The 26,536-nt window shown below is 40.4% G+C and carries 31 protein-coding genes; 13 read left to right on the plus strand and 18 right to left on the minus strand.

Translation table 11 applies throughout. The annotated features are described in order from the left end of the window. Positions 1-7: 7 nt before the first annotated feature. Complete coding sequence (pdaA, locus tag A33I_RS18935) at positions 8-808, plus strand: delta-lactam-biosynthetic de-N-acetylase (protein WP_022629888.1); 801 nt, start codon at positions 8-10, stop codon at positions 806-808. A gap of 217 nt (positions 809-1,025) precedes the next feature. On the opposite strand, the gene A33I_RS18940 is transcribed toward pdaA, so the two are convergent. Beyond that, on the minus strand, positions 1,026-1,388 hold the full coding sequence (locus A33I_RS18940; protein ID WP_012957558.1) for a hypothetical protein: 363 nt from the start codon (positions 1,386-1,388) through the stop codon (positions 1,026-1,028). Positions 1,389-1,523: 135 nt separating this feature from the next. Here A33I_RS18940 and rlmD point away from each other — a divergent pair, with 135 nt between their 5' ends. The 3 genes from rlmD (at position 1,524) to A33I_RS18955 (ending at position 6,796) form a co-directional block, all read left to right on the plus strand. Further along, positions 1,524-2,939: a 23S rRNA (uracil(1939)-C(5))-methyltransferase RlmD gene (gene rlmD / locus A33I_RS18945; RefSeq protein ID WP_022629890.1), complete on the plus strand. Its 1,416-nt coding sequence runs from the start codon at positions 1,524-1,526 to the stop codon at positions 2,937-2,939. A gap of 274 nt (positions 2,940-3,213) precedes the next feature. Further along, on the plus strand, positions 3,214-4,197 hold the full coding sequence (locus A33I_RS18950) for a linear amide C-N hydrolase (RefSeq protein WP_022629891.1): 984 nt from the start codon (positions 3,214-3,216) through the stop codon (positions 4,195-4,197). 196 nt (positions 4,198-4,393) lie between these two features. Beyond that, complete coding sequence (locus A33I_RS18955) at positions 4,394-6,796, plus strand: penicillin acylase family protein (protein ID WP_022629892.1); 2,403 nt, start codon at positions 4,394-4,396, stop codon at positions 6,794-6,796. 46 nt (positions 6,797-6,842) lie between these two features. Here A33I_RS18955 and A33I_RS18960 read toward each other — a convergent pair whose 3' ends face one another. After that, positions 6,843-7,106, minus strand: a complete 264-nt coding sequence (locus A33I_RS18960) for a hypothetical protein (protein ID WP_022629893.1) — start codon at positions 7,104-7,106, stop codon at positions 6,843-6,845. 168 nt (positions 7,107-7,274) lie between these two features. On the opposite strand from A33I_RS18960, the gene A33I_RS18965 reads away from it, so the two are divergent. After that, positions 7,275-8,177 (plus strand): aldo/keto reductase, encoded by a 903-nt coding sequence (locus tag A33I_RS18965; protein ID WP_022629894.1) that lies wholly within the window; start codon positions 7,275-7,277, stop codon positions 8,175-8,177. A 77-nt stretch (positions 8,178-8,254) separates the two neighbouring features. On the opposite strand, the gene A33I_RS18970 is transcribed toward A33I_RS18965, so the two are convergent. Next, positions 8,255-9,010 (minus strand): (S)-benzoin forming benzil reductase, encoded by a 756-nt coding sequence (locus A33I_RS18970; RefSeq protein WP_022629895.1) that lies wholly within the window; start codon positions 9,008-9,010, stop codon positions 8,255-8,257. A 172-nt stretch (positions 9,011-9,182) separates the two neighbouring features. Here A33I_RS18970 and A33I_RS18975 point away from each other — a divergent pair, with 172 nt between their 5' ends. Then, positions 9,183-10,847: a M20/M25/M40 family metallo-hydrolase gene (locus tag A33I_RS18975; RefSeq protein ID WP_022629896.1), complete on the plus strand. Its 1,665-nt coding sequence runs from the start codon at positions 9,183-9,185 to the stop codon at positions 10,845-10,847. Positions 10,848-11,432: 585 nt separating this feature from the next. On the opposite strand, the gene A33I_RS18980 is transcribed toward A33I_RS18975, so the two are convergent. From A33I_RS18980 to A33I_RS18990, 3 genes are all read right to left on the minus strand, one after another. Further along, complete coding sequence (locus tag A33I_RS18980; protein ID WP_012957568.1) at positions 11,433-12,155, minus strand: amino acid ABC transporter ATP-binding protein; 723 nt, start codon at positions 12,153-12,155, stop codon at positions 11,433-11,435. Beyond that, complete coding sequence (locus A33I_RS18985) at positions 12,155-12,784, minus strand: amino acid ABC transporter permease (protein ID WP_031311884.1); 630 nt, start codon at positions 12,782-12,784, stop codon at positions 12,155-12,157. Before A33I_RS18985 ends, A33I_RS18980 begins: the two co-directional genes overlap by 1 nt. Positions 12,785-12,911: 127 nt before the next feature. Beyond that, complete coding sequence (locus A33I_RS18990) at positions 12,912-13,715, minus strand: glutamine ABC transporter substrate-binding protein (RefSeq protein WP_012957570.1); 804 nt, start codon at positions 13,713-13,715, stop codon at positions 12,912-12,914. Between the two features lie 310 nt (positions 13,716-14,025). Between A33I_RS18990 and A33I_RS18995 the strand changes: the two genes are divergently transcribed. After that, positions 14,026-14,322 (plus strand): hypothetical protein, encoded by a 297-nt coding sequence (locus A33I_RS18995; protein WP_022629899.1) that lies wholly within the window; start codon positions 14,026-14,028, stop codon positions 14,320-14,322. Positions 14,323-14,386: 64 nt separating this feature from the next. On the opposite strand, the gene A33I_RS19000 is transcribed toward A33I_RS18995, so the two are convergent. The 7 genes from A33I_RS19000 to A33I_RS19020 form a co-directional block, all read right to left on the minus strand. Then, the gene (locus A33I_RS19000; RefSeq protein WP_022629900.1) at positions 14,387-14,776 is read right to left on the minus strand and encodes an ectoine synthase; all 390 of its coding nucleotides are present in this window, start codon (positions 14,774-14,776) and stop codon (positions 14,387-14,389) included. Positions 14,777-14,865: 89 nt separating this feature from the next. Continuing rightward, the gene (ectB, locus tag A33I_RS19005) at positions 14,866-16,149 is read right to left on the minus strand and encodes a diaminobutyrate--2-oxoglutarate transaminase (protein ID WP_022629901.1); all 1,284 of its coding nucleotides are present in this window, start codon (positions 16,147-16,149) and stop codon (positions 14,866-14,868) included. A 98-nt stretch (positions 16,150-16,247) separates the two neighbouring features. After that, positions 16,248-16,721, minus strand: coding sequence for a diaminobutyrate acetyltransferase (gene ectA, locus A33I_RS19010; protein WP_338012144.1), 474 nt, complete (start codon positions 16,719-16,721; stop codon positions 16,248-16,250). A 370-nt stretch (positions 16,722-17,091) separates the two neighbouring features. Further along, entirely contained in the window at positions 17,092-17,256 is a 165-nt protein-coding gene (gene sspA / locus A33I_RS20690) for a gamma-type acid-soluble spore protein SspA (RefSeq protein WP_022629903.1), read from the minus strand. 89 nt (positions 17,257-17,345) lie between these two features. Further along, entirely contained in the window at positions 17,346-17,468 is a 123-nt protein-coding gene (locus A33I_RS20395) for a YfhE family protein (protein ID WP_012957576.1), read from the minus strand. Between the two features lie 63 nt (positions 17,469-17,531). Next, on the minus strand, positions 17,532-18,116 hold the full coding sequence (locus A33I_RS19015) for a GNAT family N-acetyltransferase (protein ID WP_051320864.1): 585 nt from the start codon (positions 18,114-18,116) through the stop codon (positions 17,532-17,534). 332 nt (positions 18,117-18,448) lie between these two features. Then, the gene (locus tag A33I_RS19020; protein WP_022629905.1) at positions 18,449-19,354 is read right to left on the minus strand and encodes a TIGR01777 family oxidoreductase; all 906 of its coding nucleotides are present in this window, start codon (positions 19,352-19,354) and stop codon (positions 18,449-18,451) included. Positions 19,355-19,478: 124 nt separating this feature from the next. Here A33I_RS19020 and recX point away from each other — a divergent pair, with 124 nt between their 5' ends. Next, complete coding sequence (gene recX, locus A33I_RS19025) at positions 19,479-20,300, plus strand: recombination regulator RecX (protein ID WP_022629906.1); 822 nt, start codon at positions 19,479-19,481, stop codon at positions 20,298-20,300. A gap of 54 nt (positions 20,301-20,354) precedes the next feature. Continuing rightward, positions 20,355-20,666, plus strand: a complete 312-nt coding sequence (locus A33I_RS19030; RefSeq protein ID WP_012957580.1) for a YfhH family protein — start codon at positions 20,355-20,357, stop codon at positions 20,664-20,666. Positions 20,667-20,697: 31 nt separating this feature from the next. Here A33I_RS19030 and A33I_RS20400 read toward each other — a convergent pair whose 3' ends face one another. Together A33I_RS20400 and sspK are read right to left on the minus strand one after the other, a co-directional pair. Continuing rightward, complete coding sequence (locus tag A33I_RS20400; RefSeq protein ID WP_012957581.1) at positions 20,698-20,847, minus strand: YpzG family protein; 150 nt, start codon at positions 20,845-20,847, stop codon at positions 20,698-20,700. A 26-nt stretch (positions 20,848-20,873) separates the two neighbouring features. After that, a complete protein-coding gene (sspK, locus tag A33I_RS20405; protein ID WP_012957582.1) occupies positions 20,874-21,014 on the minus strand; it encodes a small acid-soluble spore protein K in 141 nt (46 codons plus the stop codon). A gap of 140 nt (positions 21,015-21,154) precedes the next feature. Between sspK and A33I_RS19035 the strand changes: the two genes are divergently transcribed. Further along, the gene (locus tag A33I_RS19035; protein WP_012957583.1) at positions 21,155-21,421 is read left to right on the plus strand and encodes a YfhJ family protein; all 267 of its coding nucleotides are present in this window, start codon (positions 21,155-21,157) and stop codon (positions 21,419-21,421) included. 48 nt (positions 21,422-21,469) lie between these two features. Here the strand turns inward: A33I_RS19035 and A33I_RS19040 are convergent, their stop codons facing one another. Beyond that, positions 21,470-22,453: a metal-dependent hydrolase gene (locus A33I_RS19040; RefSeq protein ID WP_012957584.1), complete on the minus strand. Its 984-nt coding sequence runs from the start codon at positions 22,451-22,453 to the stop codon at positions 21,470-21,472. 153 nt (positions 22,454-22,606) lie between these two features. On the opposite strand from A33I_RS19040, the gene A33I_RS19045 reads away from it, so the two are divergent. Genes A33I_RS19045 through A33I_RS19055 form a run of 3 tightly spaced genes read left to right on the plus strand, consistent with a single transcriptional unit; the run spans position 22,607 to position 24,821 of the window. After that, entirely contained in the window at positions 22,607-22,918 is a 312-nt protein-coding gene (locus tag A33I_RS19045; protein ID WP_022629907.1) for an MFS transporter, read from the plus strand. 10 nt (positions 22,919-22,928) lie between these two features. After that, entirely contained in the window at positions 22,929-24,017 is a 1,089-nt protein-coding gene (mutY, locus tag A33I_RS19050) for an A/G-specific adenine glycosylase (protein ID WP_022629908.1), read from the plus strand. A gap of 48 nt (positions 24,018-24,065) precedes the next feature. After that, positions 24,066-24,821, plus strand: coding sequence for an SDR family NAD(P)-dependent oxidoreductase (locus A33I_RS19055; RefSeq protein ID WP_012957587.1), 756 nt, complete (start codon positions 24,066-24,068; stop codon positions 24,819-24,821). Positions 24,822-25,121: 300 nt separating this feature from the next. Here the strand turns inward: A33I_RS19055 and A33I_RS19060 are convergent, their stop codons facing one another. Further along, the gene (locus tag A33I_RS19060) at positions 25,122-25,457 is read right to left on the minus strand and encodes a hypothetical protein (RefSeq protein WP_022629909.1); all 336 of its coding nucleotides are present in this window, start codon (positions 25,455-25,457) and stop codon (positions 25,122-25,124) included. A 105-nt stretch (positions 25,458-25,562) separates the two neighbouring features. Continuing rightward, on the minus strand, positions 25,563-26,525 hold the full coding sequence (locus A33I_RS19065; RefSeq protein WP_022629910.1) for an NADPH:quinone reductase: 963 nt from the start codon (positions 26,523-26,525) through the stop codon (positions 25,563-25,565). Positions 26,526-26,536 lie beyond the last annotated feature (11 nt).

The raw sequence follows: 26,536 nt of genomic DNA on the forward strand, positions 1-26,536 counted from the left end.
ATACATCATGATCAAAAAAACAACCGTCCTCCTCTTTCTTTTCTTCGTTTGTTTCAACATAACAGCAGGCGGCATTCATGCTTACGACTCCAAAACGTATAACTGGAGCTTCAAACCTGTAAAAGATAATAAGCCTGTTACAACCGAGCCTCTTTATATTCAGATGCTCGAAGATACAGGAGGCTTCTTTATCGGGGATACAACGAAAAAAGAATTGTACTTAACGTTCGATAATGGGTATGAAAATGGATACACTGAGAAGATTTTAGATGTGTTAAAAGAAAAAGAAGTACCAGCTGCGTTCTTTGTCACCGGTCATTACTTAGATTCTGCATCAGACCTTGTAGTGAGAATGGTCAATGAGGGCCATATTGTCGGTAATCACTCTTGGCATCATCCAAGTCTTCCTGAAATCGGTGAGGGAAGATTGATGGAAGAGTTAACTAAGGTAAAGAACAGATTTACAGAACTCACAGGCGAAAAAGAGATGCATTACCTCAGACCTCCTCGAGGACAATTCAGCGAACGTTCGTTAGCTTTATCTGCCAAATTAGGCTACACCAATGTATTTTGGTCCATGGCTTATAAAGATTGGGAAGTGAATAATCAAAAAGGCGGACAGTACGCATATGATCAAATCATGAAACGAATTCACCCAGGAGCCATCATGCTGATACACTCTATTTCTAGTGACAATGCAGAAGCTCTGCCAAAAGTAATCGATGAGGCTAGAAAACAAGGCTACACCTTCAAAAGCCTAGATGACTACATGTTCAGCCAAAAAATCGAACAACTCCCATTTCCATAAGAAAAGCGGAAGCGACTGTTCTGGCATGCGGTAAAATAAGGGGGAGTGATTCGAAGCCGTTCTTTGGCTTCAATCAATGCACCATTTTTACCCGCAGGACAAGGAGCTGCAGCTGGACAATAAGAAAAGCGGATTGATTCATTTAGATAGGAAGAGGCTGGTTTGGCATGAGGAATAATCCACGCACAAAAAATCCCCGTCATTGACGGGGATTTTATTAACTGACAAGACTTTCTTGTCCGATAGCTGAAGCGATGGTTTCTAATGTTGATACATCCGTCACATCAAATGCTATTGGCTGACGGCTGCGAACGATCATCATTCCTGTTTCTTCTCCTGCTGCATTTTTAATTGGGAATTTTAATTCTCCGTTACATTCCCATTTTAGGTCGTCTTCTAAGCAGGAAGCGGCTACAAGCTTGTGATTTAAGTTTTCATACATATAGATCCCTACCCAATCGATATATGGAACTTGTTCAACAAGGCTTTCCACCGTTTTGTTAAAAATCGATTGAAGACTCGCACGCTTGTACACGTGAGCCATGATTTGTAAGGATGCAACATCTGTTGGTATAGACACGAACAATCTCTCCTCCACTAAGTGTTTCCTTAACTTATTCTAACAGAGATGAAACGGGAAGCGACCTAGTAAGTTTAGGAAGAATGTACGATACATGCTATAATAGGAGCCGGAAATGAGGACGGAGTTGATAAAATGAAACAGCCATATAAACGAAATACGAAAGCTCAAGGTGATAGTCAGTCTGTTGAGTTAAACGTGGGCCAGAAAATCCCTTTATCCATCAAACGCCTTGGTATTAACGGGGAAGGGGTCGGCTATTTTAAACGTAAGGTTGTCTTTGTACCAGGAGCATTACCAGGTGAGGAAATAGTTGGGGAAGTGACAAAGGCAGGTGCTAGGTTCACAGAAGCTAAGATTTCGAAGATCAGAAAGAAGTCTAAGGAACGAATCGAGCCGCCTTGTCCGATCTATGATCAATGCGGTGGTTGTCAGCTGCAGCATATGGAATATCAGGCTACGCTTGTAAGTAAGCAAGATATTATTAGACAAGCTTTTGAACGTCATACAAAGCTTAATATGGAGAAGCAGGTTATTCAGCCGACAATTGGAATGGAAGACCCTTGGTACTACCGAAATAAAAGCCAGCTGCAAGTTGCTAAAAAGGGCGGTCGTGTCATTGCTGGACTTTATGCGATGAATTCCCATAAGGTAATCGATTTATCAGCCTGTATGGTACAGCATAAAGCAACGAATAAAGTAACGAGAGTAATGAAACAGATATTAGCTGATTTAAACGTCTCTATTTATGATGAGCGTAAGCATAAAGGGCTTATTCGCACAATCGTTACTCGTGTCGGATTTGAAACAGGCCATGTACAGGTCGTATTAGTGACGAATGAAAAGGAAATACCAAGACAGAATGTATTAATTGAAGAGATTAAGAAGCGCCTTCCTGAAGTGAATTCGCTTATGCAGAATATTAATGGCAACAAGACGTCGCTTATTTTTGGAGAAGAAACAGTCCACCTAGACGGGGAAGAAGTAATTGAAGAGAAACTTGGAGATATTTCATTTGAATTATCAGCAAGAGCGTTCTTTCAATTGAACCCTACCCAAACCGTTAAACTGTATAACGAAGCGAAGCGTGCAGCAAAGTTAACTGGGACGGAAAAAGTGGTTGACGCGTATTGCGGAGTTGGGACAATCGGCTTATGGCTTGCTGATGGCGCAGAAGAAGTTCGAGGCATGGATGTGATTGAAGCTTCTATTATAGATGCAAGAGTGAATGCCGATAAGCATGGTTATGATCATTTTACGTACGAGGTAGGAACGGCTGAAGAATGGCTGCCTAAGTGGGTGAAAGAAGGATGGAAGCCAGATGTGGTCGTAGTAGACCCACCAAGAACAGGCTGTGACGAGACGTTGCTTCGTACTATTACGGATGTCAAACCAAAACGAGTTGTCTATGTATCCTGTAATCCATCGACTCTAGCCAAAGATGTGGAGTACTTAAGAACAAAAGGATATAAGGTAGATAATATTCAGCCAGTCGACATGTTCCCATGGACGGCGCAGGTTGAGAGTGTTACGGTGTTAGAGTTGAAATAGCTTGATCATTAATTTTATGGTTTTAGTTAAATATAAAGAATTTTTTGTTCCCTCGGATTAATGATTCGGGGGATTTTTTGTGATGGTGATCTTATTAACAAAATGAGTGAGTATCAATTATTTATCAACTGATTCCGGTTGGTAATACTTATTTCTTGAAAAGGCTCAGCCTAGAATGTTTGATATGTAAGAGTAATTAGGAACAAAGACATATTATTACCTTCAATACATAAATAGTAATTATGGATATTTATAGCATCGGAGGGATTACTATATGTGTACCGCTATTACTTTACAGTCAACCCAAGGTGAGAACTTCTTTGGAAGAACGATGGACTTTTCCTATCCAATTGAACCTGGGATGTATGTTATACCTAGAAATTATGAATGGCACAGTCTAGCTACCAATAAACCATTCGCTAACGACTATAGCTTTATTTCTATTGGCCAGCAAACAGATGGTATGTTAGGTTTTTTCGATGGTGTAAATGAAAAAGGTTTTGCTTGTGCCGTTTTATATTTTGAAGGGTATGCGAATTATGATGTACCAACAGTAGAAGACAAAGAGTCGATTGCTTCCCTAGATTTTGTTCATTATATGCTTGGGCGCTGCAGCTCTATAGAGGATATAAAGTCTCTATTAGAAAGCGTTCATATCGTAGGTATCCCAGACCCTGTTACACAAAAAGCAGCTCCCCTGCATTGGATTGCAACGGATCGCAGTGGTAAATGTGTTGTGATTGAACAAACGAAAGCAGGCCTGGAGATAATTGATAACCCAATAGGAGTTATGGCGAATAGCCCGGATTTTCACTGGCATATGACCAACCTAAGAAATTACATGGGGGTTTCAACCACTCAAAAAAAGGAAGCTGAATGGGAAAATGTATTACTAACACCTTTTAGCCAAGGGGCAGGAACGAGACTTCTTCCCGGGGGCTTTACATCTCCTGAACGTTTTGTTCGTACGGCATTTCTAAAAACGCATATAGAAGTTCCTGCAAGCCGTTCTGAAGCCGTTATGTCGTGCTTTCATATTATGAACAGTGTTTATATTCCTAAAGGTATTGTGGTGACTGATAGAGATTCAATTGATTACACAAAATATGTTGCTTTTATCAATACGAAGACATGTGAATATTACTTCAAAACATATGAAAATAATCAAATGATCACAGCAAGACTCAAAGATTATTCCACAAATGGTGGGCAGCCCATCTTTCTTGGAAGCATTGTAATCCCTCTTACCGTTGAATAGGGAGATATAATAATAAACAGTGGGCAAAAGGCAATCGCTAAAAATAGGTTGTGTAACAAAATACTAATCAATAGCAGCCAGGATCACATATTCCTGGCTGCTATTTTAGTTTCTGATAAAAAAGTCCTGTTAGGAAAAAGGATTATCGTGTTTTGACTGTGAATAAGTATGTATAAACGAATAAAGGGGGATTCCATTGGCGATTCAGACGGGGGTAGGGCAACAGACGGTTAAGACGAAGAGAAAATGGCCTAAAATTGTAGGGATTACAGCAGTTGTATTGTTCATTGTGCTCATTGGGGCGGGAAGCTGGCTATATATGCAGATTGTTAAGCCGCTCCCAACAGTCGAGGGAGAAGTCACTCTCGAAGCTCTTGATGTGCCGGTATCTGTATGGCGAGACGAGATGGGGGTTCCTCATATTGAAGCTGAAAATGAGAAGGATCTCTATATTGCTCAAGGATATGTAACAGCTCAAGACAGATTATTTCAAATGGATTTAAGCCGTAGACAAGCTTCAGGTATGTTAAGTGAAGTTATAGGTGAGGCGGCTCTTGATACGGATAAATTTTTTCGCTCATTTGGCTTAAGAAGGGCAGCAGAGGCATCAGCAGAATTGTATTCAGATGAAGCGAAAGAGGCGCTTAGCGCCTATGCGATCGGTGTTAATGCATTTATTCGTGAAGCGAAAGAAAAGGGTACCTTGCCAATTGAGTTCCGAATCTTAGGGTATGAACCGGAGGAATGGACAGAGACAGATTCTTTAACAATCGGAAAATACATGGCGTTTGATTTAGGGGGACATTGGGAAGGCCAAGCATTTAGATATTATTTAGCGCAAAACTTTTCAGAGGAGGAAGCACTTGAGTTGTTTCCTAGCTATCCTGAGGACGGGGCGCTTGTCATGGAGGAGTTAAAAGCACATAAGCTTGATTTAACTGACCGTTTTCTCGCAGCTGTCATTCCCGATCCTTTTAACGGGAGTAATAACTGGGTTCTAAGCGGAGATAAGACCGAGACGGGGATGCCGATTCTAGCGGATGATCCACATTTAGGATTAGCGACACCAGCCATTTGGTATGAAACTCATCTGCAGTCACCTGAACAAAATGTGACTGGCGTTATTTTTGCAGGGGTTCCAGGCATTATTTTAGGACATAACGAAAACATTGCTTGGGGCGTGACAAACGTAGGTCCTGATGTGCAGGATCTTTATATCGAAAGAAGACATGCTGAAGACGCTTACTTATTTGAGTATATCGGAGAGTGGGAGAAAGCAACGGTATATGATGAGCTGATTAAAGTAAAAGACGCGGAAGATGTTCATTATGAAGTCGTTGAAACAAGACATGGCCCGATCATTTCAGAATTCGCCTATGATGACGATGATGAATATGCCCTTGCCCTGAGATGGACAGCACATCTTCCTTCACCTGAATTAGAAGCTGTGTTGAAGTTTAATAAAGCAACTGATTGGGACAGCTTTAGCGAGGCACTTGAATCCTTTCATACACCGGCACAAAATTTTGTCTTTGCAGATGTCAACGGAACGATTGCTTATCGTGCAAACGGCTTAATTCCTATCCGCTCTAAAGGAGACAGCTTAACTCCTGTGCCTGGCTGGACTGGGGAATACGAATGGGAAGGCTTTATCCCATGGGAGGAGCTGCCGACTGTGGTCAATCCTGAACAAGGGTTTATTGCAACGGCCAACAATAAGATTGTGAATGATGATTACCCATATCATATCACTCACACATGGGCTCAGCCGTTTAGACAGCAGCGGATTTATGATGTACTTGGAAGCGGAGATACATTTACGACAGAAGATATGAAACAGCTGCAGAATGATATTCATAATTTACAAGCAGAAGAAATGCTCCCAATATTATTAAATAGTGTAGAAGATTCTGCAGAGTTAAGGGATGAAGATCAACAGGCGTTAAAACTTCTTCGCGAGTGGGATTTTAAAGATCATAAAGATTTAGGGGCGCCGCTTATTTTTCATTTATGGATGCAGCAAGTTTCTGATGAGCTCTTTAAAGATCGAATTAATGAATCAATGATGGAGCTTTTTGATAACCGTGCTGGTGCAGTAGATGAATTAATCAGGCGAGCAGACCGCGGAGAGAGAAGTGAATGGATCGAAGCACAAGGAGGAATTGATCAGTTGTTGTTGACATCCTTACAAGAGACGACTGACCGAATCGTTCGGCTGCAAGGAAGTGATGCAAATGAATGGAATTGGGGAGAGTTTCATTCAGTCGCATTTGCTCATCCGCTCTCTAGTGTAGCTCCTCTTCATCTACTATTTAACAGCGAGCCGACGCCAATGAGCGGAAGTCGTGTCACGGTGATGGCGGCGAGTTGGAATGCTGACACGGGAAATGTTACAAATGGTGCAGGCTGGAGAGGGGTCATGGATCTTTCAGATTTATCTAGAAGTGAGCATGTAGTAGGCCCTGGTCAATCAGGTCATGTTAGAAGCCCTTGGTACCACAACCAAATAAAAGATTGGACACAAGCAGGCTATCATAAAACATTGCTCAACCCTGAAGAATACCAAACAAAAAGTAAGCATTTGATGCTGACACCATAGCAAAAAAATCCTCTATGCTGCATAAGGCATAGAGGATTTTTATTAGTTAAGCATCTGCTTGAATCACATTTTGCTGTTTGTTTAACTCTTCAGCCTGTCTGTAAGCATCGACCATACCCCAAATCCACATAATAGGATAAGTGATAAAACCGATAACAACAAAAAAAAGCAGCGCATTAATAAATTGAATAAACATAAATAAGAGCCCTTTACCGATTTGTCCATTGTAGATTTGCCCAAGTCCACACCAGAGTGCGCTTAATACAGCCGCCAGTCCAGCGTTTTTAAGAGGTTGAACAGGTTGTGACATCTTATCGCCTCATTTCTAAGTTGAATAGATTTTTTGAAAAGGCACTACATCATTATGTATGACACGAAGCGGATGGATATTCATGCTTGTGGTGTACAGAGGAGAATCATTTTCTAAGTAGGGTAAACACGATATAATGAGGCAATATAAGAAATGGAGGTGTTAGTAATGGAGCGTATCCAACTAACAGAAGACCTGTCATTTTCCCGTTTTGTACATGGGTTATGGCGTTTATCAGATTGGAATATTACAAAACAAGAGGCTATCTCTTTAATCAACGAAGTGTTAGAAACGGGCATTACAACGTTTGACCATGCTGATATTTATGGGAGCTACACATGTGAGGAACGTTTTGGAGAAGCTTTAGCTCTCATGCCATCAATCCGCGAGAAAATGGAGATTGTTACAAAATGCGGTATTGTACTGGAGTCTGAAAATCGTCCAGAGCATCGTTCCCACCATTATAATACGTCAAAAAAACATATTATTCAGTCGGCAGAAAGATCGCTGGCCAATTTGCATACGGACTATATTGATGTCTTACTTATTCATCGTCCTGACCCAATGATGGACCCTAGTGAAGTTGCTGAGGCATTCTCTCAGTTAAAGAAAGAAGGGAAAGTAAGAGCATTTGGAGTCTCTAACTTCAAGGAACATCAGTTGTCGATGCTGCAATCATATCTAGATGAAAAGCTGGTAACAAATCAAATCGAAGTTTCTCCTTATGAACTTGAAAATATTCATGATGGGACACTGAATGTTTGTCTGCGTGAGCGCATAGCTCCTATGGCTTGGTCACCTCTTGCAGGAGGGAAGCTATTTACAGGAGAAGATGATAAGAGTATTAGACTGCGAGAATCATTAACAAAGATCCAACACGAGACAGGGGCAGCCTCTATGGATCAAGTCGCTTATGCATGGCTGTTGAAGCACCCAGCAAAGATCATGCCGATCATTGGATCAGGAAATATCGAACGGATTCAAGGGGCAGCTGCATCGGCAGAGATTGAACTGACCTTAGATCAATGGTTTGAGATTTTGCATAGTTCGATGGGACACGAAGTACCTTAAGTTTTCGTCTGTTAAACTAAGAATGCGTCACTGCAAAAAAAAGGGATCAGTCCGAATAAGAGACTGATCCTTCTTTATTATAGATAATCCTGAACCGCTACTACTTCTCCATTAGGAAAAGAATCAGTCTCTAACAGCTGAACGACCACTTCAGCCACCTGTTTCGGAGGAAGGAGTTTTCCTTCTTCTTTATAGTTCTGGAATGTTTCAACGTTAATAAAATCTTCTTTTGCTGAAGAACGGATTTCTGCTTGCATGTCGGTGTCCATAATTCCTGGATAGAACGAAAGCACTTTGACTGGATGCTCTGTCTTTTCCTGATCAAGCGCTGCCCCTTGACTAAATAAGTCTAACCCAGCCTTAGAACTTCCATAGCTGCTCCATCCATAGATAGGTCGCTTAGCTGCCCCTGATGACACATTAATCACTCGTTTTTCACATTGAAGTGATGCAGTCATCTTGCAAAACGATGAAATCATCAGCATCGGCGCTACTAAATTTACATGCTGGCTTTTAATGATCTCTTCAGCATCACATCTTTCTATTGGCTTGATAGGAGCAACAATGCCAGCGTTGTTAACAAGATGGATGCTCTTAGCACTCTTTTTATCGATACGATTAAATACTTCGTCCATTAAATTTTCCATTTTTTCTATATTCACAAGATCAAATTGAATAGGTGTGAACTTTCCGCCTCTATCTTCAACTAATGCTTGAAGCTCTTGATTCTCTCCTCGTGCAATACTAATAATATGAGTACCTTCTTTGGCAAATGATTTCACAATCTCTTCTCCTAAACCTCTTGTCCCGCCTGTGATAATTAAGTAATTCATTTCTACCCTCTCCTCCGTTAATCTTTCATTTAATCTTTCATTATTTTACCATAAGGCTTGCAGGTAGTTAAAAAGGATACATAGGAAAGATTGAATAGTTGTGATATTCTGACATAAGACATGTGAAAAGCTAATGTAGATTGACATGCAAGGTTTGAAATGAGGTGGTGCAATGAATCGGGATATAAGAGGCAGTGGGAATATGAAAGGTAATTGGAATTCAAAAGAGAAGCTCATTCATTTACTTGGAGAGCTGACTGAAGTAGAAAGTGTCGTGGGAACGTCTAAAGAAGTAGAAATGGGAGAGAAGATAGAAGAGCTTGTTGGACAGATTGAATACTTCAAAGCACATCCAGAGGCCGTTTGCAGAATTCCTATTAAGGATGACCATTGGAATCGTTTTAGTGTAACAGCAGTTTATGAAGGCAATCCAGATGATTCGTCGGCTTACGTTCTATTAAGTCATTTTGATGTGGTAGGGGTGGATGATTTCGGTCAATATAAAGATCTAGCCTTTGACCACCACAGATATACGAAACAATTAGAGCAGCTTGAAGATCTCTCAGAAGATGCAGCAGCAGACTTAGCAACTGGAGAATGGCTTTTTGGACGTGGAGTAATGGATATGAAAGCCGGTCTAGCAGTCCAGCTGGCCGTAATGAGTGATGCGATTGAGAATCGGAAACCAATCAATCTTATTTTGCTTGCAACCCCAGATGAAGAAAGAAACTCAGAAGGAATGCTTGCGGCTGTTGAGTGGTTAGCTGAGTTGAAGCAAACAAAAGGATATGATCAAATGGTCGGGATTTGTTCAGAGCCTAGCTTCACAAGCTTTCCTGGAGATCAATCTAAATATGTCTATACTGGCTCAGTTGGTAAAATGCTGCCGCTTGTTTGTGCGGTTGGACTTGAGACGCATGTTGGTGAACCGCTTGCCGGAGTGAATGCATCTTGGATGATCTCAGAGGTAGTTTCTGAGATGGAGTTATCTGACCGTTTTTATGAACAAAGCGGGGAGGAGATCGTTCCCCCGCCAACGGTGCTGCGTCTTGCTGATTTGAAGTATGAGTACAATGTGCAAACTCCTACATTTGCTTATGCAACATTTAATATTTTGACCTATACGAAAACCGTACAGGATGTATTAGATGAAGTAAACGAGGTTGTATCTGATTCTGCTACTAAAATTAATCAAAGACTAAGCGACCGTTATCAAACGTATAAAGTGAAGCGTCAGCACCCTGCTGTTTCTGTTTATACGTACGGAGAACTTAAAGAGAGAGGAACGGCTTTATACGGTGAATCTTTTACAGCTCAATTAGAGAGCATTTCAAAGCGTGTATATCAAAATGGGGGAGATACACGAGATGTCACCATTGCCCTTGCAAAAGAAGTTGGAGACTATTTTGTTGACCTTGCGCCTTTCTATCTAGTGATGCTCGCGCCGCCATTTTATCCTTCGGTAAGACTAGAAGAGAAAAATGCGGATGAAGCAGCATTGCTTCATGAGGTAGGAGAGCTGCAAAAGTGGACCGAAGAAACATTTGGAGAGAACATTAGCAGAATGCATTATTTCCCGGGCCTGTCTGATGTTAGCTATGGGAAAATGGATAAGGACTTAAAAGTTAAACAAACCCTTGAGCGAGAAATGCCTGCCTTATCAAATGGATATGACTTGCCAATCACCGCCATACAGAGTTTACAAATGGCTACTGTGAATATTGGACCATATGGAAAAGATGCACATAAACGTACAGAGCGGCTGCATCTGCCATTTTTTACAGATGTCACACCGTGCATGTTAATGAAGTTTATTGATCAGATGATAAAGAAGTAAGAAGAGAGAGCGATCAGCTGGACATTAGGCTGCAATTGTATAATTTCAGGCTGTTTAAGCGTCAGTCAAAGAGCTTATTGCGTGGGTGTTTGTAGTTATTGCGTGAGGTGAAGAGTTAATTGCGCCGATCTCGTGTATATGCGTCTATTCAGCGAAGTTATGCGTCAGTGCTAAGCTTAATTGTTTTATTTCCGCTGACTATTGCGTCAAATATAGTGAAAGGAGCTGGCCACTGGGCTAGCTCCTTTATTTTTTCTTGTTGCTTTGCCAAACGAAGCAACAAACGCTTCTACTTGTCAAAGCTCCACCCTCCTTAGACCTAAACAGCCAATTCAGCTTTTCCTCTTGTCTAGCTTCGACTCCTTGCCTTGCGGGTAAAAACGGTGCATCGTATGAAGACAAAAAGCGTCTTCATATCGCTCCCCTTTATTTTACCGCAAGCCAGCCCAGTCGCCTCAGCTTTTCCTACTGTCTAGCTTCATGATTCAGGTAATCGGTGCCTTCACTTTGCCAAACGAAGCAAAAAGCGCTTCTCATTGTCAAAGCTCCAGCCCCCTCATACCTAAACGAATCATTCAGCTTTTCCTACAACACCTTGCTTAGAAATGCTTTTAGTCTTGGATGTTGGGGGTCATCGAATATTTGGGTCGGTTCTCCTTCTTCCATGAAAATTCCTTCATCAATGAAAAAGACTCGGTCGCTGACTTCTTTGGCGAAGCCCATTTCGTGAGTGACAACTACCATTGTCATTCCTTCTTCGGCAAGCTCTTTCATAACCTCAAGCACTTCTCCAACAAGTTCTGGATCGAGTGCAGAGGTAGGTTCATCGAATAACATAATTTTTGGGTTCATCGCTAGGGCGCGGGCAATCGCGACTCGCTGTTTTTGACCCCCAGACAGGCTGTTTGGATAGACGTTGGCTTTTTCTCCTAATCCAACTTTGTCTAATAAAGGCTTAGCTGCGCGCTCTGCTTCAGCTTTTGAGAGGCCTTTTACTTTGATAGGAGCAAGGGTTACATTATCAAGCACCGACATATGCGGGAACAGATTAAAGTGCTGAAACACCATCCCTACTCTAGACCTGACATCGTTAATGTTTACTTTTGGGTCGATTAAATTGCTGCCATCAACGATAACATCGCCTGAGGTCACGTCTTCTAACAAATTTAAACACCGTAAGAACGTACTTTTACCAGAACCAGAAGGGCCAATGACACAGACCACTTCTTTTTCATGAATTTCTGTAGTGATCCCTTTCAATACTTCTGTTTCTCCAAATGATTTACGTAGATCTTTTACTTGAATCATCAGCGGTCTAACCTCCGTTCAACTCGACGTAAAAACACACTCGCTGGAATGGTAATCATTAAATAGAGCACACATACCATTAAATAAGGTTCAAAATATGTAAAGGTTGCTGAGGCATATTGTCTGCCTTGGTATAATAATTCTCCCACTGCAATAACAGAGAAGAGGGATGTATCTTTTAAACTGATAATAAATTGATTTCCAAGCGGTGGAATCATTCGTCTTAACGCCTGGGGCCAAATAATATAGCGCATCGTTTGAGAAGCGGATAATCCAAGAGAGCGGCCTGCTTCACGCTGGCCTTTTTCAATGGACTCAACAGAACCACGCACAATTTCTGCAATATATGCTCCCGCATTTAAAGCGATCGCAATAATAGAGGCAGTAACTTTATCTAGTGTAATCCCGAGCAAATCTGGAAAACCGAAATAGATAAATAAAATTTGCACTAGGATGGGAGTGCCTCGAATAACCTCAACATACACCGTAGCAAGTCCATAAATAAATTTGTTTTTAGATACTCTGGCAAGTCCTACAAAGGCTCCGATGACAAAACCAATTGCAACACCAACTAGAGTGATAAGCAATGTTAATTGGAGTCCTTTAAGCAAATAAGGAAGGACATTCATATAATGAGGACTGATGAATGCGAATGTAGTCAACGTTCTCACCTCAATTTAATTTTTTTCAGCTATTATTTGATAGATTAGAAGAAAAATGGCGTGACACGCAGTTGTCACGCCACTTCGATCTTACTTACATTCCATCAGGACGCTCGCCGAACCATTTTTCATATAGATCAGCATAAGTTCCGTTTTCTTTTAATGTCGTTAAGGCTTCATCTGCAATATCACGAAGCTCTGAACCTTTAGGGAAAGCAATACCATATTCTTCACCAGTCAGCGCCTCACCAACTGTTTTTAACTGGCCTCCGCCTTCTGTTGATGCATAATACTGAACGTTTGGAATGTCATAGATTACAGCATCAGCACGCCCCTGAATAACATTCTGGTATGCTTCTGTAATTTGAGGAAATGCTTCTGGCGTTCCTCCCGTATTTTCACGGATGTACGTTTCACTTGTAGAGCCTGTACGAGTGGCTACTACTTTTCCGTCTAAGTCATCAACAGAGTTGATTTCATCATTGTCCGCGTGAACGGCAACAATTAATCCGGCATCATAGTATGGCTGAGAGAAGTCGATATTCTCTTTACGCTCTTCTGTAATGGTCATACCTGCAATCCCAATATCAAAGCGTCCAGAACCAATTCCTGCTACGATTCCATCAAACTCCATCGCTTCAAATTCAATATCAAAACCTGCTTCTTCTGCAATAGCTGTCATTAGATCAATGTCAAACCCAACAAGTTCCCCAGTCTCTTCATCTAAAAACTCAAAAGGGACATAGGCATTATCTGTTGCTACAACGTAAGATTCTCTTTCTCCGTCTTCAGCCGCTGCACCGTTATCAGCCTCACTGCTCGTGTCCTCTGAGCCACAGGCAGTAGCCACAAGGAGCAGTCCGCCAAATACTACTGATTTCCAATAACTTTTCTTCATCAAATTCCCCCTTTTTTATTTAGAAGAGCCGTATGTAAATAATTCAAGGGCTCTACATTACAGAATTATAACATAAAATAAAATTTTCTGAAAATAATATGTGAACTTATAGTAGAATATGGGAGTAAACTGATTCCCTTAATAAAAAGCAAAGATAGAAAACAACCATTCTCTTTTCAAGAGGGGAAAAGAGCTGTTATATTTAATAATGTGAAAAAGTATGGTTTATTTATACATAAGCGGGGAAGGGGTAAAGGGATAGTTCTGTTCGTTTGATTTAAGATAATCGTAGTGAAAAGGGGGAGCTATTATGAATGTATATAAAGCTCATATTGTTCATCCACATACTCAAATTCCTCTAATTGCTTATTTTAATGAGCGAGATGGCTATGTTACATTTGAAAAAGATGAAGCAGTATTAAATATTCTTTATGAATTAAAAAATGATCTCGAACAAGACAAATACTTTCAAGTAAATCTAGAACAGGCATCTAATATCTGTCTTACCCAATACCCAGTAGAAGACCTATCTGAAGCCGTGCTTTTTGTAACTAAATTAGGGTTAAGTGCAGACGATGTTGAGTTCAAGCAAATGATCCTTCATTAGACAGAAAAAGAGGCTGGGACAATCAATTAAACACTTCTGTCCCAGCCTTTTTGTGCTTCAACATTTATTCGTCATCAACTACTGGATATACACCATTTTCATCATGTGTTTCGTTTCCTGTTATAGGAGGGTTGAATACACATACCATGCGCATATCTGTCTTTGCACGAAGAAGGTGCTCATCATTTTCATCTAACGCATAGATCTCATCTTTTTTGATCGGCCAAACTTTATTATCTTTAAGCGTTTCTACTTCTCCTTCACCTTCAATGCAGTAGACCGCTTCTAGGTGGTTTTGATACCAAATATGAGTTTCTGTACCTGCTTTAATAACCGTATCATGGACAGAATACCCCATGCCATCTTTCTTCAAAAGCAGACGGCGGCTCGTCCAGTTTTCACCTTTTACTTCTTGATCTGATCCGATAATGTCTTTAAGAGCTACTACTTTCATGTTTGATTACCTCCGAATTTAGTATGATTATCGTGTTGAAATAATAAGGGAAGAGGGAGCAGTCAGGACTCCCTCATAATTGTGCGTCCTTAGTTAGCAACAGGCTCAGCTGCTTCAAGAGCTGTTTTAACACTTGCTTCAATGATTTCAAAGCCAGCCTCAAGACCTGCATCATCAATAATTAATGGTGGGAAGAGCTTGAATACCTCATCTTTTGGTCCTGATGTTTCCATAATTAAACCGCGATTAAATGCTTCGGCAGCGATCTTTTCAGATAACCCTTCCACTTCAGATCCAATACCAACCATATAGCCGCGTCCACGTACTTCGCCTTTTACTTCAGGGTACTTCTCTACAATACTTTCTAAGAAAGAGTAAATACGCTCAGAACGCTTTTGAATGTTGTGTTCAAATTCAGGATCCTTCCAGAATTCTAATGCAGCAGTTGCTGTGACGAATGCATGGTTGTTTCCGCGGAAGGTACCATTATGTTCACCTGGTGCCCAAATGTCTAAGTCTGGACGAATAAGAGTGATAGCAAGAGGTAGACCATAACCGCCGATTGATTTAGACATACATACGATGTCTGGTTTAATCCCTGCTTTTTCAAAGCTGAAGAACGTACCCGTACGGCCGACACCAGCTTGAACATCGTCGACAATGAGTAAAATGCCCCAACGCTTACAAATCGCTTCGATTCGTTGTAACCACTCGAAACTTGCAGCATTAATACCGCCTTCACCTTGGACTGTCTCGAGAATCATCGCAGCAGGAATGTCCACTCCACTGCCGCCATCCTCTAGGAAGCGTTCGAGATACTCCAGAGTGTCGAGGCCTTCGTTTACAAAGCTGTCGTATGGCATTGTTACTACATTTTGTAATGGTATTCCAGCACCTTTACGTTTAAAGGCGTTACCAGTTACCGAAAGTGAACCAATTGTCATGCCGTGGAATCCGTTAGTGAAACTAATAATATCTGTGCGGCCCGTGACCTTACGAGCAAGCTTTAGGGCACTCTCAACTGTATTCGTACCAGTCGGTCCTGGGAACATGACTTTGTATTCTAAATTACGTGGTTTTAAAATAACTTCATTGAATGTCTCAAGGAACTCGGCTTTTGGCTGAGTAGCCATATCAAGAGAGTGGGTAATACCGTCACTCATAATATAATTAACCAGCTTTTCTTTCATGCTGTCTTCATTGTGTCCGTAATTAAGGGCGCCGGCACCAGAGAAGAAATCTAAATATTCCTTTCCAGCTTCATCCCACATTTTGTACCCTTTTGCTTTAGTGAAGACTGTTGGAAAGCTACGGCAATAACTTCTTACCTCAGATTCTAATTGAGCGAATATATTCATATCAGTTTGTTTCATCGTTACTTTCTCCTCCTTTATATACTTACTACCTTACTAGGTATGGGTATTTAGTTGGTTCATAGGTTATCACGTGAAACATATTAATAACTTTTAAGTTACCTTAATGGTCCAATTCGAAACGTTAATTCTTTTTCATGGTTATCTCCAGGGAATAATTCTTCGGGAAAACACTCAAGGATTTCACACTCTGTGTTGTGATCACGTGCTAACCTTTTGAACAAGGATTGTGACGCTTTGTTGGATGGGGTGACTGTAGCCTCTACATATTGAACGTCCTTACAACCATCTCTTTTTACTAATTCGTTTAGCATTTGAGAGGCAAGGCCCCGTCCTCGCTGTGAGGTATCCACTCCAATTTGCCACACAAAAACGACATCTGGTTTTGTGGGAGGGATGAAAGCGGTGATGAAACCAACGACACGATCTTCATCTTTTGCAACGACACATGTTTCTGCAAAAAATTCGCACATCATAATGTACTTGTAAGCAGAATTTTGATCCAATGTAGAATGATTAACTAATTCCCACATTGCTGCCCCATCATTAACAGTTGGTTTCAATAGGTTAATATCAGTTACATTTTTAGCAGTTGCAGTTGCTTGTTGACTAGTAATGTCAGTTTCCTCCTTAACATTTTTCTTTTGATCGTCGTTATTACGTATTTAATCATATGATGATGCGTGGATGATCGCAAACTAGCTTAACAAGGATTATCACGCTTATATAGGGCTTAGATGGGGTGAAGGTAGGTAAGGGCGGTGATTGTTTTAAATGCTTCAGTATCGTTAAGTATTCTAACAAATCGATAAAATCAAACAATCAGAAAAATCTAGTATTAAAGTTATATAACCCTTATCTAGCATAGGGTTTGACTGATATGTAGGACCTATAAAAAAACACACAACAGGCGAAGGGCCGATTGTGTGTTTTTTGTAAAGATTATTGTTGGTTTTTCTTTTGACGCTTTCCAGCAGCTTTTTGCTGTTGTTGACGAGCTTGTTCAGCACTTGAACCTTCAGCAAATTCGTTCGCAAATTCTGCTTGGTGTTGTTGTTGCTGTTGCTGCATTGCTTGTTGTTGCTTATTACGATTCTTCTTTGCCATGATTCATTCCCCCTGTAGGTAAATGTCAGATAAGCAAGTGATATGCTTATCTACCTATAGTATGGATGGAACGAAAGGTACTATAAGTGTTAGCTTTTGGCAGGACGTCTTGCTGCACGGTCTGCAGCTCTGAATTCAGAAGCAAAACGAACTTCTTGTGCTTTGCGTAATGTACTTCGTTCTTCTGTTGCGTGACGTTTTTTACTCTCCATATTTACCCCTCACTTTCACTTATGAATAGTCTTAGTGTAGGCAAATAATAGAAAAATAATCCACTACGCTTCTTTTGCTTCAAATGGTTGAGAGTATGGTTGAGAAAATGGTTGAGATTGCTCAAGCTCTTGTCTCATTAAGTGCAGGTGATACTGATCTTTTTCAATTTGAAACAAGTCATATACTTCTTGGTCTTTATTAATTTGTTGATACACATCTGGTCTAATTTCATTTGCTAACGTACAATACGGAAGCTTTGTTGCAGCTTTGATTGAACGGATATTTTCTTTTCTAATGCGCATAAATACCGTTTGAATCTCAAGTTGAAAAAATAATTCACTAAAAAAGGCATCTTTGGCTGCTTGATTGTAGCCTTTGCCAAAATAAGGTTTGCCAATCCATGTACCTAAAAACCCGCTATGATCGTGAACATCAAACAAGTTAATCGTTCCAATCGGCTCGCCCCACTCATCGACGATCGTTCTGGATATGAGTTCGCCGCGTTCTTCAGCTTCAATGGTTTGTTTTGTTAAGAAAGCAAACTCATCATAAGATGAAGCTTTATGACGAACATATGGAAAAACAGCCGGGTCCACCATCAGTTCGAACAAAGCATGAGAATCAGCGACGTCTCGTCTCTTTAAAATCACAAAAAACCCTCCTTTTAACATGAGGGCAGGTGAGTTCTCCCACCCTCGAATTTAATATAATGAAGTATCAAATTCGGGGTGGGAATCGAACCCACTAGAACCAGTAGAATGGTGGCGCACCAATTGCCTTCCCAAAGCTTATATAATTGTTTATAAGGTCAAATAACACGATATAGTAGCAATACATTAGGTTAAGTGGTGATATGGTGTATATTAAATACGTATTCGCGTGTATGCTCCTTAATCCTTCTTTATATTAAATGTTTTTTGTTAAAAAAGATACTGTTTTTTGTAAAAAAATATTGAAGAAATTTTTACAAAAACAAGCACTATTTAAGCAGGTCGCAAAGAGCGGGTTTTAAGTCTCTAAAATGATACGTGTAGCCTAACTTTTCAGCTTTTGCAGGAAGCACTTTCTGCCCATCTAACACCAGTGTGCTCATTTCGCCTAACGCCATTTTTAAAGCAAAAGACGGAGCAGGCAGCCAGTGTGGTCTACCTAATACGTCCCCAACCACTTTCCCGAAATCATTCATCTGAAGCGGGTGAGGGGAGGTTACATTTATCGGACCCTCTGCGGCTTTTTGTTTTAAAGAGAATAAGATTAAACCGACGACATCATCGATATGAACCCAAGAAAACCACTGCTTACCTGAACCTAATGGACCTCCTGCAAATAGTTTATAAGGGAGCAGCATTCGATTTAGTGCTCCTTCTTCTTTTGACAAGACAATCCCAAAGCGGGTAAAAACAGTGCGAATGCCAAGCTCTTGTGCTTTTTGAGCTTCTTTTTCCCATTCAATCACAACATCACTGAGAAAATTGCGTTCAACCGGTGATGACCCTTCAGTGAAGGTTTCTGTTAAAGAGTTTCCGTAGTAGCCTGTCGCAGAAGCATTGACTAAGACGTCAGGTTTCTTATCTACTTTTTCGAGAATGGAGATCACTTCTTTTGTTGCATCAATTCGGCTCGATTTAATTCTTTTTTTACGTTCTTCTGTCCACCTGCCCTCACCAATAGACTCACCAGCAAGATTAACAATCGCATCAATGCCTTCTAATTCCTTTTCCGGGTTGGCCCCTTCACTTAACCACTTTATATAGGTGACAGACGGTTGTTCTGGTTTGTTATCTGGGTTTCTTGTTAAAATGTAAACAGAATGACCTTCTTTTGTTAAGGCAGAGGTTAATTTAGAACCGATAAATCCAGTCCCACCTGTTACAGCAATTTTCATAATGAGCCTCCTAATTTAGATGTTATATAAGACTTTACCCATTTATAGCTTTAAATAGTCTCACTGATTGGGCTGCTTTCATGATAGTTGAAGCGATGTATGGAAGGGAAGCGAGGAGAACTCAATGATCAAAATTACAAAGGTTTCCGTGCAAAAAAGAAGTAAAGAACGGTACAACATATTTATAGACAGAGGGCAAGGTGAAGAATACGGATTTAGTGTAGATGAAGATATCCTAATCAAGATTGGACTACGTAAGGGGCTTGAAATAGAGGAAGATGAGTTAAAAGAAATTCTAGACAAGGATGAGGAAAAGAAAACACATCATCTAGCTCTTCATTTCTTATCTTATCGAATGAGATCGGTCAAAGAGATGATGGAGTATCTTCAGAAAAAAGAACGTGAACCAAAACATATAGATACTGTAGTAAAAAGACTGCTTGATCAGAATCTCCTAAACGACGAAATGTTTGCTGCATCCTACATTGAATCAAAAAAACTTACGTTATTAAAAGGCCCTTTAAAATTAAAACAGGAGCTTAGTCAAAAAGGAGTTGGACAAGCACATATTGAAACTGCACTCGAGGATTTTACAGAAGAAGAGCAAATCGATAAGCTTATAAAATGGATCGCAAAAAAAGAGAGCCGTAAACCAAAGCAATCTGTAAGTGCCTATAAACAAAAGCTTGCAGGACAGTTAATGAATAAGGGTTTTACGCACTCTATTATTGAACAGGCCATGAGAGAAGTTACTTTTGAAGTAGATAATGAAGAGGAATGGGAAGCTTTAACGTATCAAGCGAGCAAGCTTAAGCGGAAATACAGTTCTAAATATGAGGGATATGAATATCAGCAGCGAATGAAGCAAGCCTTATACCAAAAGGGATTTCCAATCGATATGATTAATGAGTACTTATCACGAGAAAAAGAAGACGATATGGATTAATTTTTTTAGGTTATTTGCTATACTACAAATAGAAATATAATGGGGGCTAAAACAGTGGATGAGAAACGTTTCAGTGAAATGACAACATATGAACTTCAACAAGAAATTCAAAAGTTGAACGAGAAAGCAAAGAAGGCAGAACAACTTGGAATGATGAATGAATTTGCCGTACACGAAAGACGAATGATTATGGCTAAAGCCTATTTATTAGACCCAGCTGATTTTAAACCGGGCGAAGAATACATGTTAAATGATGAGGGATCCACCTTTCAAATCTCCTACTTAAATGGCCATTTTGCATGGGGGTATCGTGATAACGGGACTACACTTGATGCGGTGCCGATTTCGTTATTAAAACAAAAATAAGGATGAAGCGAGGCTTCATCCTTATATAGGGCTACGAACGTTTTCTTGTTTGTACTTCAAGTACAATATTGTGGTAACTTTGTTCGGTTTCACCATTCACTTGATGGAAAGCGTGCTTAGGATTAGCGCGCGGCGAACAAAAAGGATCTTTATAAGGAAACTTCTTATGTGGCTTGCCCATCACATACACCTCCGTAAGAATCGTTGCTATTGATTTTTATTTGCACGTGCCATTCTTTCTTGGGGATGATCATTAATTGATCCATCTGGACGTTTAGATAAAAAAGCATCGTTTTCTTTTTCGGTAAATTTTCTTGATTCTGGGAAGTCTTTCGCTTTATTACGCATCGTGAGGTGAACCTCCTTTAATTAAACGCCATTTTAAGGCAGTAAGCCATCATCTTAATTAGTAACTGGCTCATCAATAGTATAAGCTTGTTTTCATAAAAGATAAGACGTAGATATTGTTAATGGAGGAAAGAGAAAAGATGGAGACTATTTTTAAACGACTGACAGAAGAATTATTAGCTGTAAATGATGAGTTATCTGCTGAAGCTGCTCGTACGTGGGTAGAAGGCTTATGGGAAGATTTTGAAACGACACGAGCAAAGGCAGGGCGTGAGTATAAGGGGCAGGAAGTAACGGAACAAATTGTGCTAAAGTGGATAAAGCAATATGGTCCTCATTTGCACAAATATGCACCTAAACAAGAAAAATTCGCGCATTTAAACCAAGATAATCAACCTAAAAACTAAACAAAATAACAAGCCTCCACCCAATTAGGGCTGGAGGCTTGTTGATGTTTACAGCTGTTCTTCTAAGTTTAATTTCTTTTGCAGTGTTTCTTCAGAGAACACCCATCCTGTATATGAACTTAGAATGTTCAAGTTATCGTCTAGCTGAACGATGGCAACAAAAGGGTAGTGACCCTTGCTGCGGTAACGTAAATCAACAAAGCGTACTTCCGTCAAATCATCCTTCATCTCTACTTCCCAGCGGTATGTAGGAGAGAAGGAAAGAAAGGCTGCTAAATTTTTATCTTTTCTTGCAGCGTTAATGACCGGGTCATCAGGAATAGGGTCAAAGGAATACTTCTCAAAGAAATTTATTTGGTTATCACGTGATTCAGCAACATACAGAGTTGTCGGCGTCCGAATAACTAAATGGAATTGATTCCATCTGATTGTTGGCGACACAAAAATGTGAGTTGCATTTGGGTGAAGCCTGCGCGCATGTTTAACAACTTTTTGTTTCTCATAAATCCGCCAAATGTAGTACAGGGCTAATACAACATAAAGCAGTAAAAAGGTTATGCCAGGATGAGAACCAAATGCCCACATAGCAATTGCACCAAGATGCATAAAAAAGATAAACGGATCAAAAATATTGATCACACCAAGTGCAATCCATCTGTTTGAAATTGGTCTCAGTGCCTGGGTACCGTAGGCATTGAAAATATCAACAAACACATGCAGAACGACGGCAAGAAGCGACCATAAAAAGATCGTCAGCCATTCAACACCTGGCATAAAGAGAGTGATACCGGCTGTCAGCAATACAGGCCAGACTAAAAGGGCAGGCAGAGAATGGGTAATGCCGCGATGGTTTCGAATATATACGGCATTATTTTTAAGCTTTAAAACCGTATCAAAATCAGGAGCTTGAGAACCGATGATCGCAGCAATCATAACGGCACTTTGCATCGTTGGGTCGCCGCTGACATTAGGATCAAGCGTTGCAAGACCTCCTATGGCTATACCCATTACTACATGTGTACCTGTATCCATTACATGGCACCTCCCTTTTTCTATAAGTTACAGTAAGTATTGTGTATTAATCATACAGAATCTCATGCAAAATTCAAGACAATCGCTTTTGATCGTGGCATGATATAGTTTAGTTATACCCGAATTGTAAATGATTCAAAAGGGGGAATGGCAATGACTCAAGCATTAGACGTATTTATTGAGTATAAAATTCATGAAAAATATGTTAAACCATATGAAGAGAGCATGAAAAAGATCAAAGAACGAGTACAAGAAGTGGGGGCATCAGATTTTGAGTGGTATGAAGCCGCCGATCAACCCAACTTATATGTAGAAATGTTTAAAGTGAAAGATTACGCCGCTTATGAAAAAATAAAGTCACTAAGACAAGATGAAAGTGAATCTCTAACAAAAGATTTCGCAGCCTATGTAGCAGGAGGATCTAGTAAGGTTCATTGCTGGGCATTTAAGAGAAAAATGATTTAGGAGGAGAGCTGTGCAGCACGAAAAGTTAAATGAGTTTAACATCAGTCAATTTCAACAGGATTTAATTAACTGGTTTAAAGAAAATCAACGAACGCTCCCTTGGAGAGAAAATAAAGACCCGTATCGAGTATGGGTCTCTGAAATCATGTTGCAGCAAACAAGGGTCGACACTGTGATCCCTTATTATTTAAACTTTATGCGTGAGTTTCCAACACTAGAGGACTTAGCCTATGCAGAGGAAGACCGTATTTTAAAGGCATGGGAGGGACTTGGTTATTATTCAAGAGTGAGAAACCTCCAGACAGCTGTACGAGAAGTAGTAGAAGAGTACAATGCGGCTGTGCCTGATACCCTGAAAGAAATTTCCGCTTTAAAGGGAGTAGGCCCTTATACGGCGGGAGCGATTTTAAGCATTGCTTATGCAAAACCTGAACCAGCAGTAGATGGAAATGTAATGCGTGTTCTTTCTCGTGTGCTTGAAATAGATGAAGATATCGCTAAAGCGAAGACGAGGAAAACATTCGAAGCCATCATTTATGACCTCATTTCTAAAGAGGACCCGTCATCTTTTAACCAAGGATTAATGGAACTCGGTGCACTGATTTGTACACCAACTTCACCTGGCTGTCTGCTCTGTCCGGTTCGTGAACATTGCATGGCGTATAATAAAGGAATTCAAGATACACTGCCTGTAAAATCAAAGAAAAAGAAAGCGAAACGCAAGCTGATGGCGGCTTTCGTCGTTAAAGATGAAGATGGAAAGGTTCTCATTGAAAAGCGTCCAGATAAAGGGCTGCTAGCTGGATTGTGGCAGTTCCCGAACGTAGAAGTAGAGAGTCATTCATTTAATAAAGAGGAGATGGCAGAAGCATTGTCTCTGGCTATTGGTAAGCCAATTAGTATTCGTGACCGGATTCAAAAAGTGGAGCATGTCTTCTCTCACATTGTATGGGATATTGATGTGTATACCGCGGTGATCCCTATAAAAGAATGGGAAAAAGAAGGGCAGCGTTTTGTCGATCAATATCAGATTGAAGATTTTGCGTTTCCTGTCTCGCATCAAAAGATAATTAAACACTATTTTAGTGAGGCATTTTAAAAGTAAGTATGTTAAAAATGAGTTTGTAAAATAATTAGGAGTGAGATCATGGATTTAAACCTACATAATAAAGTGGTTCTTGTTACAGGAGGTACGAAAGGGATTGGCCGTGCGATTGCAGAAGCTTTCGTTCATGAAGGGGCCCGAGTGTATGTAACAGCAAGAGGAGAAGAGTCATTAAACGAAATGGATCATAAAGAAGGAATTACAGCTATTCAAGCTGATCTGACTAAGGAAGATGCGCGCAATGACGTCATGAATGAAATCCTTACTAAAGAGGAGCGCATTGATATTCTTATTAACAACGTAGGCGGAAGCAACGGCTCAACGGTAGCAGAGACTGAGCTATCCTTATTTAGAGAAGCATTTGAGCTAAATTACTTCTCTGCTGTTCATTTCAGCAAACTTGCTTTAGATGAAATGAAAAAACAGCAGGGTGGTGCGATAGTTAATATCTCATCCATCTTCGGACGTGAATCTGGAGGCAAGCCAACGTATAACAGTGCGAAAGCAGCGATGATCAGCTTTACCAAAGCATTAGCTGATGAAGCGATCAAAGACGGAATCCGAGTAAATGGCGTAGCCCCTGGGTCTATCCTTCACCCGACAGGAAACTGGCAAAAACGTTTAGATGAAAACCCGGAAAAAATTAATGCATTTGTTGAACAGGAAATACCAGCAGGAAGATTTGGTACAGTCGAGGAAGTGGCGAATGCGGTGCTGTTTTTAGCATCTGATAAAGCATCTTGGGTTGTCGGAGCTACGCTTAATGTAGATGGCGGTCAATCAAATGCAAACTTTTAAAATGGGGAGAGCTGTCCTGAGGGGACAGCTCTTTTGTTATTGTTCATATAAATGAAGAGGCGCATTTATCCGGTGAAGTGATACTATTGTGCCCCGCATTAGCGCATAAATTGATCCAAAGGACGCAATTAGACTAGAGTGACGCAATCAGCCGAGCAGCCATACAATTACATGTTGAACCCGTGAAATAAACTCTTTAGACTGACGCATAAACAGCTTGAAAACATACAATTACTGCTGAGCACGAGCCTTGCCCTCACCATATTAATGCCCAGCACGAGCCTTGTTTGCCCTCATAGACTATTGATCATTATTTACTAAGTGGATCTCTTGAATCTTTTGCTTCGTTTCTGCTGTACCTAAATTATATAGGGCTTCATATACATCATTTAGTCCTCGCTGGTACTCGTTTTTATCACGATCTCCTTTTTGATCATCAAAATGCCTGAATGTAATTAAGTTGCCAAGCTCGACGTCATGAGACTGTACTTCATGTAATAATTCTTCTAATGCTTTCTTTTCTGTCGCAGTTGCTTCAATTTCATACTCGATTAGCTGCCCGTCATCGACTCTTGTCGGGCTGATCGTATCCATACTGATAGGGTTCAAATTAACATAATACAATTGCTTTTCCATCGTCTTCATCTCCTTTTAAGGTGCTACTCTTATGATCACCAAAAAATGAGGAATCCATTAAAAAAACGAGAAAGCTACAGCTTTCCCGTCAAAAAATAAATCGTATTAATGTTTAATGATGATGCGGCCATCTACTGATTTAGACTCAAGCATAGCATGAGCTTTATCAGCTTCCTCAAATGAAAAGACTTCCCCAATATGTGCGCCTAATAATTTTTGAGCGAGGCCTGCTGAGATGTCATGACCTGCTTTTCCTACCTCATTTGGATCAACGGTGAATAGAAGAATACCGAGGAGAGCTGCATTTTTCATATTAAGTTTTCTCCAAGGGAGCTCTGGCGTATTGTTTACAGGTGAGCCTATTGTGACAATCCGCCCGCCGTTTCTAATCATGTCTAAGTTTTTATCTAAATTTTCACTGACACTCATATCCAAAATAACATCAATGCCTTTTTCATCAGTAAGTCCAAGAACTCTTTCGGTCACATTTTCCTCTTTGTAATTGATGACCACATCTGCACCGGCTTTTATGGCAATTTGCGACTTTTCATCATTTCCTGCTGTAGCAATGACAAACGCCCCTGCGCGTTTAGCTAGCTGAACAGCAGCTTGTCCTACAGCACCTGCTGCTCCGTAAATCAGTACTTTTTCCTCTTTTTTAAGATTTGCTCGGTAAAAAAGAGATAAATGTGCGGTCATAAAAGCCATCGCAACAGCGGCACCCTCTTCATAAGTAAGATGAGAAGGGAGCGGAAATGCAGCAGAGGCATCAAGCGCCACGTATTCTGCTGACGCGCCTTTTGCATTGGTTGCCCAAATACGGTCACCAATAGACAAATTCTGAACTCCATCTGCTGCTTCAACGACTTCACCAGCTAAATCGAAATGTGGTACATGTGGAAACGAGTTAACTTCTCTAATCCCTTTTCTAAAATACGTATCAACAGGGTTTACTCCGCTCGCGCCTACTTTTACCAACACTTGTCCTTGTTTTAAAGTCGGTTTTTCCATTTCCCCTACAGTTAGCACATTCGGCTCGCCATATTCTTTATACTGAATTACATGCATATTCTCATCCC

It is taken from the genome of Alkalihalophilus marmarensis DSM 21297 (genome assembly GCF_000474275.2).
Taxonomy (GTDB): domain Bacteria; phylum Bacillota; class Bacilli; order Bacillales; family Bacillaceae_D; genus Alkalihalophilus; species Alkalihalophilus marmarensis.

Excerpts from the sequence above, each read along its gene's own strand:
- A33I_RS18950 (WP_022629891.1), top strand. The coding sequence starts at position 3,214 with ATGTGTACCGCTATTACTTTACAGTCAACCCAAGGTGAGAACTTCTTT.
- ectB (WP_022629901.1), bottom strand. The coding sequence starts at position 16,149 with ATGAAACAAACTGATATGAATATATTCGCTCAATTAGAATCTGAGGTA.
- A33I_RS19000 (WP_022629900.1), bottom strand. The coding sequence starts at position 14,776 with ATGAAAGTAGTAGCTCTTAAAGACATTATCGGATCAGATCAAGAAGTA.
- A33I_RS20400 (WP_012957581.1), bottom strand. The coding sequence starts at position 20,847 with ATGGGCAAGCCACATAAGAAGTTTCCTTATAAAGATCCTTTTTGTTCG.
- A33I_RS19045 (WP_022629907.1), top strand. The coding sequence starts at position 22,607 with ATGACTCAAGCATTAGACGTATTTATTGAGTATAAAATTCATGAAAAA.
- A33I_RS19035 (WP_012957583.1), top strand. The coding sequence starts at position 21,155 with ATGGAGACTATTTTTAAACGACTGACAGAAGAATTATTAGCTGTAAAT.
- A33I_RS18980 (WP_012957568.1), bottom strand. The coding sequence starts at position 12,155 with ATGATTCAAGTAAAAGATCTACGTAAATCATTTGGAGAAACAGAAGTA.
- A33I_RS18990 (WP_012957570.1), bottom strand. The coding sequence starts at position 13,715 with ATGAAGAAAAGTTATTGGAAATCAGTAGTATTTGGCGGACTGCTCCTT.
- A33I_RS19020 (WP_022629905.1), bottom strand. The coding sequence starts at position 19,354 with ATGAAAATTGCTGTAACAGGTGGGACTGGATTTATCGGTTCTAAATTA.
- A33I_RS19040 (WP_012957584.1), bottom strand. The coding sequence starts at position 22,453 with ATGGATACAGGTACACATGTAGTAATGGGTATAGCCATAGGAGGTCTT.
- A33I_RS18970 (WP_022629895.1), bottom strand. The coding sequence starts at position 9,010 with ATGAATTACTTAATTATCACAGGCGGGACAAGAGGTTTAGGAGAAGAG.
- A33I_RS18995 (WP_022629899.1), top strand. The coding sequence starts at position 14,026 with ATGAATGTATATAAAGCTCATATTGTTCATCCACATACTCAAATTCCT.
- recX (WP_022629906.1), top strand. The coding sequence starts at position 19,479 with ATGATCAAAATTACAAAGGTTTCCGTGCAAAAAAGAAGTAAAGAACGG.
- A33I_RS19065 (WP_022629910.1), bottom strand. The coding sequence starts at position 26,525 with ATGCATGTAATTCAGTATAAAGAATATGGCGAGCCGAATGTGCTAACT.
- rlmD (WP_022629890.1), top strand. The coding sequence starts at position 1,524 with ATGAAACAGCCATATAAACGAAATACGAAAGCTCAAGGTGATAGTCAG.
- A33I_RS18960 (WP_022629893.1), bottom strand. The coding sequence starts at position 7,106 with ATGTCACAACCTGTTCAACCTCTTAAAAACGCTGGACTGGCGGCTGTA.
- sspA (WP_022629903.1), bottom strand. The coding sequence starts at position 17,256 with ATGGCAAAGAAGAATCGTAATAAGCAACAACAAGCAATGCAGCAACAG.
- A33I_RS19060 (WP_022629909.1), bottom strand. The coding sequence starts at position 25,457 with ATGGAAAAGCAATTGTATTATGTTAATTTGAACCCTATCAGTATGGAT.
- A33I_RS18965 (WP_022629894.1), top strand. The coding sequence starts at position 7,275 with ATGGAGCGTATCCAACTAACAGAAGACCTGTCATTTTCCCGTTTTGTA.
- pdaA (WP_022629888.1), top strand. The coding sequence starts at position 8 with ATGATCAAAAAAACAACCGTCCTCCTCTTTCTTTTCTTCGTTTGTTTC.
- A33I_RS20395 (WP_012957576.1), bottom strand. The coding sequence starts at position 17,468 with ATGGAGAGTAAAAAACGTCACGCAACAGAAGAACGAAGTACATTACGC.
- A33I_RS18975 (WP_022629896.1), top strand. The coding sequence starts at position 9,183 with ATGAATCGGGATATAAGAGGCAGTGGGAATATGAAAGGTAATTGGAAT.
- A33I_RS19055 (WP_012957587.1), top strand. The coding sequence starts at position 24,066 with ATGGATTTAAACCTACATAATAAAGTGGTTCTTGTTACAGGAGGTACG.
- sspK (WP_012957582.1), bottom strand. The coding sequence starts at position 21,014 with ATGCGTAATAAAGCGAAAGACTTCCCAGAATCAAGAAAATTTACCGAA.
- A33I_RS18985 (WP_031311884.1), bottom strand. The coding sequence starts at position 12,784 with ATGAATGTCCTTCCTTATTTGCTTAAAGGACTCCAATTAACATTGCTT.